The organism is Hydrogenophaga sp., from assembly GCF_011390835.1.
GTDB lineage: Bacteria > Pseudomonadota > Gammaproteobacteria > Burkholderiales > Burkholderiaceae_C > Hydrogenophaga.
The window spans coordinates 1-5,537 of record NZ_JAABRQ010000053.1; the positions used below are offsets into that span (position 1 = coordinate 1).

Below are 5,537 nucleotides of genomic sequence, written 5' to 3' on the forward strand. Positions count from 1 at the left end.
GCCTCGTAAGTCCGTGAACCTACGAGGCATCTTGTCAGAATCAGCTCAATCCTTCAACAGATTAAGCGAGGGGCTTGACCCTCGGGTGCCATTTTTTTCGGTGCTGGCGAATCAGTCGACGCGCGCGCCGCTGATCTTGACCACGCGCTCGTACTTGGTGCGCTCGCTCTTCATGAAGGCGTCGAAGGCTTCTGGCGTGCTGGGTGCAGGTTCGGCCATGAGGGTGGCAAAACGGGCCTTGACTTCAGGCGTGCGCAGCGCCTCGGTGAAAGCGGCGTTGAGCTTGCGCACGGTCTCTGGCGGCGTGCCAGCCGGTGCAAAAAGGCCCCACCAGGTGTCGATCTCGAAGCCGGGCAGGGTTTCGGCCAGGGTCGGCACGTCGGGCATCACCGCGCTGCGCTGGGCTGTGGTGACCGCCAGAGCCTTGATGCGGCCGGCGCGGATGTTGGCGGCTGCAGTGGCGAGGTTGTCGATGTTGAAGTCGACCTGGCCGCCGAGCAGCGCGGTCTGCGCAGGGTTGCCGCCGTTGAAGGGGATGTGCACCGCGAAGAATCCGGCCTGGTTCTTGAACAGCTCGCCAGCGAGGTGACCCGCGCTGCCGTTGCCGCCCGAGCCGTAGTTGAGCTTGCCTGGATTGACCTTGGCGTACGCGATCAGGTCGGCCACCGAGTTGATATTGAGCCGCTTGGCCGCTTCGGCGTTGATGACCAGCACGTTGGGCACGCGCAGCATCTGGGTAATGGGTGCTGTGTCTTTCACCGGGTCGTACGGCAGATTCTTGAACAGCCAGGGATTGATGCCGTGCGAAGCGGTGGTGGCCACGCCGATGGTGAGGCCGTCGGGGGCGGCCTTGGCCGCAGCGGCCACGCCGATGTTGCCGCCCGCGCCGGCCCGGTTTTCGATGATCACCGTCCCCAGCGAGCCCTTGACGGCTTCGGCCAGCACGCGCGTGGTCACATCAATGGGACCGCCGGCACCGAACGGCACGATGATGCGCGTGGTGGTTTGCGCCATGCCGATGGCAGGCCAGACCAGGGCAGCCGCGAGTGCGGTGTTGAGGATACGGCGGTGGATCATGGGTTTGTCTCTTTCAAAGTTTTGCGATCATGAAATGACCGTCTGGCGTGGCTGATACCTTGAGTTTAGGAGAACTGCGCCAACGACGTGTCTGCCCCAGCAAACACCGCGGAACCGGCTTTGCCGGGCCGCAGGTGTTGCCCCTTGAGGGGCGGAGCGCAGCGACGGGGATGGGTCAAATTTTGTCCGCCGCGCTCGTGAACGAGTCGGCGAAGAATTCTTCGGCTGGCAGCCCAGCCAGCGCGCTGAAGTCGCTGCGTGCCGACTCAATCACGATGGGCGCGCCGCAGGCGTAGACCTGGTGCTCCGAGAGGTCGGGGAAGTCCTCCAGCACCGCGCGGTGCACAAAGCCCGTGCGCCCGCCCCAGCTGTCTTCGGGCAGGGCGTCGGACACCACCGGCACGTAGCGCAGGTTCGGCATTTCGGCCAGGCGCGCTTCGACCCAGGCCTGCTGATACAGGTCGGCCGGGCGGCGAGCACCCCAGTACAGCGTGGCCGATCGGGTGATGCCCTTGAACTGCATGTGTTCGATCAGTGCCTTGATGGGCGCAAAACCAGTACCCGACGCCAGCAGCACCATGGGCTTGGGGCTGTCCTCTCGCAGGTAAAAACTGCCGTAAGGCCCTTCGATGCGCAGGATGTCTTTTTCCTTCATCGTACTGAACACGTGGTCGGTGAACTTGCCGCCTGGCATGTGCCGCAGGTGCAGCTCCATCTGGGGCGCGGCGGTCTGCGTGTGCGGTGCATTTGCCATGGAATAGCTGCGGCGCTCGCCATCGCGCAGCAGGAACTCCACATATTGACCCGCGTGATACTGAAACGTGTCGCTGGCCGGCAGCTGCAGGCGCAGAACCATCACGTCGGGCGAAGCGCGCTCCAGCGCGCTCACGCGCACCGGCATTTTCTTGATTGCGTAGGCACCAGCTTCGGCGACTTGGCGTGATTCGAGCACCACGTCACTTTGCGCCACACCGCAGCAGGTCAGCACAAAACCGGCATCTTCTTCCTCGGCGCTCAGCGCCTTGGACTGGTGGGGCCCATGGGTCACGCTGCCGCTGAGCTTTTTGCATTTGCAAGACCCACAGGCTCCGTCCTTGCAGCCGTAGGGCAGGCCAATGCCCTGGCGGATGCCAGCGGCCAAGATCGCTTCATCCGGACCGGCGCTGAAGCTGCGTCCGCTGGGCTCGATGGTGATGGTGAATGTCATACTGAAGTGTCAAGAGCGCACACACCGGTAACCTGCGGTGTGGCAATGGCAAACCGCCATTCTCGCAAATTCGAAAAAGGCCGCGAGGCGGCAATGGCTTGGGGACTGGCATGGGCTTGATGGGCGCATTGCCCGCGCGCTTTCGGCGCGAGCGGGTGTTGATCGTGGGTTGTGGTGATGTGGGGCAGCGGGCGGCGGCCGTGCTTGGCGCGGGCCGGCGCATGACCCTGCGCGCACTCACCTCGTCGCCCGATCGCCGCGCCGAGCTTCGCGCGTTGAGCATCACGCCGCTGCAAGGCAACCTCGACGATGCGCGCAGCGTGGCGCGCCTGGCCGGTCTGGCCACGCGCGTGCTGCACCTGGCGCCGCCGCCCTCGGGCGAACCGGTCGACTGGCGCCTCGATCCGCGCACGCGAGTCCTGGTGCGTGCGCTGATCCGGCGCTCGCTGCCGAGCACCCTCGTCTATGGATCCACCAGCGGCGTGTACGGCGACCAGCAAGGGCGCTGGGTGTCGGAAGCCACACCCGCGCAACCGCTCACCCCCCGGGCCTGGCGCCGCGTGGACGCGGAGTCGGCGGTGCACTGGCTGGGCCGCGTCACTGGCGTGCGCACCACCGCGCTGCGTATTCCCGGCATCTACGCCAACGACCGCGAAGGCGGCACACCGCGCGCGCGCCTGACGCGTGGCACGCCGGTGCTGCGGGCTGAGGATGACGTGTTCACCAACCACATCCAGGCAGATGATCTGGCGCGCGCCTGTGCGCTGGCCTTGTGGCGCGCACGGTCCCAACGCAATGTAAATGTGAGCGATGACACAGAGCTGAAGATGGGCGACTATTTTGACCTCGCCGCCGATTTGTACGGGTTGCCGCGGCCGCCGCGCGTGGCGCGCGATGCAGCGAGCGACCAGCTGCCGCTGGTGCTGCTCAGTTTCATGAGCGAATCGCGCCGCTTGCGCAATCAGCGCATGAAGCATGAGCTGGGCCTGCGCCTGCGCTACCCGACCGTGCGCGAAGGCCTGCAAGAGTGAGGGGCGAGGTCCTCAGGCCACGGGCGCCAGGGTGCGCAGCAGCCATACGGTGTAGCCCAGGTAGGCCAGCACCAGCAGCGAACCCTCGACCCGGTTGATGCGCCCGGGGCCGCGAAAGCCCCAGCCCATGACGAATAGCAAGATGGTCAGGCCGGCCATCATCGGCAGGTCGCGCATCAGCAGACTCGGCTCGATGTCCATCGGCGCGATCGTTCCCGCGAGCCCTACCACCGCCAGGGTGTTGAACAGGCACGATCCCAGTACATTGCCCAGCGCAATATCGTCTTCGCCCTTGCGCGCGGCGACCACGCAGGACGCGAGTTCGGGCAACGAGGTGCCGATGGCGACCACGGTCAGTCCAATCACCACATCGCTCACGCCCAGGGTCTGGGCGATCGACACCGCGCCCCAGACCAGCAAGCGCGAGCTGCCCACCAGCACCAGCAGGCCCAGACCCAGCCAGAGCAGTGCGCGGCGCAGCGGCATAGCGGCAGCGTGGAGCGCGGTTGCGGTCTCCACTGCGAGCGTGTCTCGGTGTTGACCGCGGGCGGCCACGATCGACCATGCGATCAGCCCACCGAACACCGTCAGCAGGAGCAGTGCATCCCAGCGCGTGATCAGACCGTCCCACACCAGAAAGGCCGACAGCGCGGTCACCGCTATCAGGATGGGCAGCTCCTTGCGCAGGATCACCGACCGCACCGCGATGGGCGTGATCAGCGCAGTGATGCCCAGAATCAGCGCCATGTTGAGGATGTTGGAGCCCCACGCATTGCCCAGCGCCAGCCCCGGGCTGCCCGCTGAGGCAGCCAGCACCGAAACCACCATTTCTGGTGCCGAGGTGCCGAAACCGACGATCAACATGCCCACCAGCAGCGGCGGCATGGTGAAGTGATGCGCGGTGGCCGAGGCGCCATCCACAAAACGGTCGGCGCTCCACACCAGCAGGACAAGGCCTGTGAGCATGGCGAGAGAAGGCATGAGCATGGGGAGAAGCTTGGAGGCCGCCAGCAGCGGTGGTTGACAATCCCCATTGTCTCAGCACCACCTTGTTACCTCTGCGCAGGCGCTCTCGTTCCATCCGACGTCCCGTCTGTCTTGCCGCCATGAGTTCGCCCAACCCCGACACCTTTCAGGAACGCCCGCCCGCCGGGCAGGCCATCGGGTGGGGGGTGCGCCTTCTGCATTCACGGCTGCTCCTGGTGACTTTCGCTGCAGCGCTGATGCTGGTGCTGCTCTGGTGGTGGCGCCCGCTGATGCTGATGCCGGGCACGCAGCAACTGGTGATGACCGGGGGTGACCCGCACCTGCGCGCGCTCATGCGCACGATCTCGGCGGCGGAATCCAATGTGATGCGCCCTTATCACGTGCTGCACGGCGGCGACGCCGTGGGCACGCTCGATCGCCACCCCAACCGCTGCGAAGCCATCGGCCAGGGCCCCAATCGGGGCAATTGCTCCACCGCTGCGGGCCGCTATCAACTGCTCAACGCCACCTGGAGCGAGCTGGCCTTGCGCTACCACCCCCACACCCGACCGGGCCTGAGCGACGCCTCGGGGTTGAGCTTTGGGCCCGCGTACCAGGACCTGGTGGTGCACGCCTGGCTGGCCGATGCGGCCAGCTGGCGCAGCGATCTGGCAGCGCAACTGCGACAGGGCCGCGTGAAGCCGGTGCTGCGCCGGCTTTCAGGCACCTGGACCAGCCTGGGCTATGGCATCGAAAACAACAGCATGAGCCGCGAGCTGCCGGGGCTGTACCAGCGCTTGCTGAAGGACGAGCTGGCGCGTGCCGCCAGCGGCGAGACGCCGCCGAGCGGCGACGAAAAAGCCGCACAGCGTTGACACGCTGTGCGGCTTCAGAGGTGGTGCCCGGGGCCGGAATCGAACCGGCACGCCTTGCGGCGGGGGATTTTGAGTCCCCTGCGTCTACCAATTTCACCACCCGGGCGCAAAACTTTGAGCAGGAAATTATGGCACAGTGCGACCCATGAACTACCCCACGATTGAAGACGCGATTGGCCAGACACCGCTGGTGGCGCTGCAGCGCATTGGTGTGGCCGAGAACCGCGCGCGAGGCAATGTGTTGCTGGGCAAGCTCGAAGGCAACAACCCCGCCGGCTCGGTGAAAGACCGGCCTGCGGTTTCGATGATCCGGCGCGCCGAGGAGCGCGGTGAGATCAAGCCGGGCGATACGCTGATCGAGGCCACCTCGGGCAACACCGG

The 5,537-nt window shown here is 66.0% G+C and carries 6 protein-coding genes and 1 tRNA gene; 3 read left to right on the forward strand and 4 right to left on the reverse strand.

Features of this window, described 5'->3' with window-relative positions; translation table 11 throughout:
- Nucleotides 1-111: 111 nt before the first annotated feature.
- Together GPT34_RS17405 and GPT34_RS17410 are read right to left on the reverse strand one after the other, a co-directional pair.
- Nucleotides 112-1,077 carry a tripartite tricarboxylate transporter substrate binding protein gene (locus GPT34_RS17405; protein ID WP_291015224.1) on the reverse strand — a complete coding sequence of 322 codons (966 nt, stop codon included), beginning with the start codon at nucleotides 1,075-1,077 and terminating at the stop codon, nucleotides 112-114.
- Between the two features lie 175 nt (nucleotides 1,078-1,252).
- A complete protein-coding gene (locus tag GPT34_RS17410) occupies nucleotides 1,253-2,284 on the reverse strand; it encodes a CDP-6-deoxy-delta-3,4-glucoseen reductase (protein ID WP_291015226.1) in 1,032 nt (343 codons plus the stop codon).
- Between the two features lie 110 nt (nucleotides 2,285-2,394).
- Here GPT34_RS17410 and GPT34_RS17415 point away from each other — a divergent pair, with 110 nt between their 5' ends.
- Nucleotides 2,395-3,315 carry an NAD-dependent epimerase/dehydratase family protein gene (locus GPT34_RS17415; protein WP_291015229.1) on the forward strand — a complete coding sequence of 307 codons (921 nt, stop codon included), beginning with the start codon at nucleotides 2,395-2,397 and terminating at the stop codon, nucleotides 3,313-3,315.
- A gap of 12 nt (nucleotides 3,316-3,327) precedes the next feature.
- Here the strand turns inward: GPT34_RS17415 and GPT34_RS17420 are convergent, their stop codons facing one another.
- Complete coding sequence (locus tag GPT34_RS17420; RefSeq protein ID WP_291015232.1) at nucleotides 3,328-4,302, reverse strand: calcium/sodium antiporter; 975 nt, start codon at nucleotides 4,300-4,302, stop codon at nucleotides 3,328-3,330.
- A gap of 119 nt (nucleotides 4,303-4,421) precedes the next feature.
- Here GPT34_RS17420 and GPT34_RS17425 point away from each other — a divergent pair, with 119 nt between their 5' ends.
- Complete coding sequence (locus GPT34_RS17425; protein ID WP_291015234.1) at nucleotides 4,422-5,156, forward strand: glycoside hydrolase family protein; 735 nt, start codon at nucleotides 4,422-4,424, stop codon at nucleotides 5,154-5,156.
- A 21-nt stretch (nucleotides 5,157-5,177) separates the two neighbouring features.
- Here the strand turns inward: GPT34_RS17425 and GPT34_RS17430 are convergent.
- Nucleotides 5,178-5,262 (reverse strand) — tRNA-Leu (locus GPT34_RS17430).
- Nucleotides 5,263-5,301: 39 nt separating this feature from the next.
- On the opposite strand from GPT34_RS17430, the gene GPT34_RS17435 reads away from it, so the two are divergent.
- Nucleotides 5,302-5,537 (forward strand): pyridoxal-phosphate dependent enzyme (locus GPT34_RS17435; protein WP_291015238.1); only part of this gene is annotated, 236 nt, incomplete at its 3' end.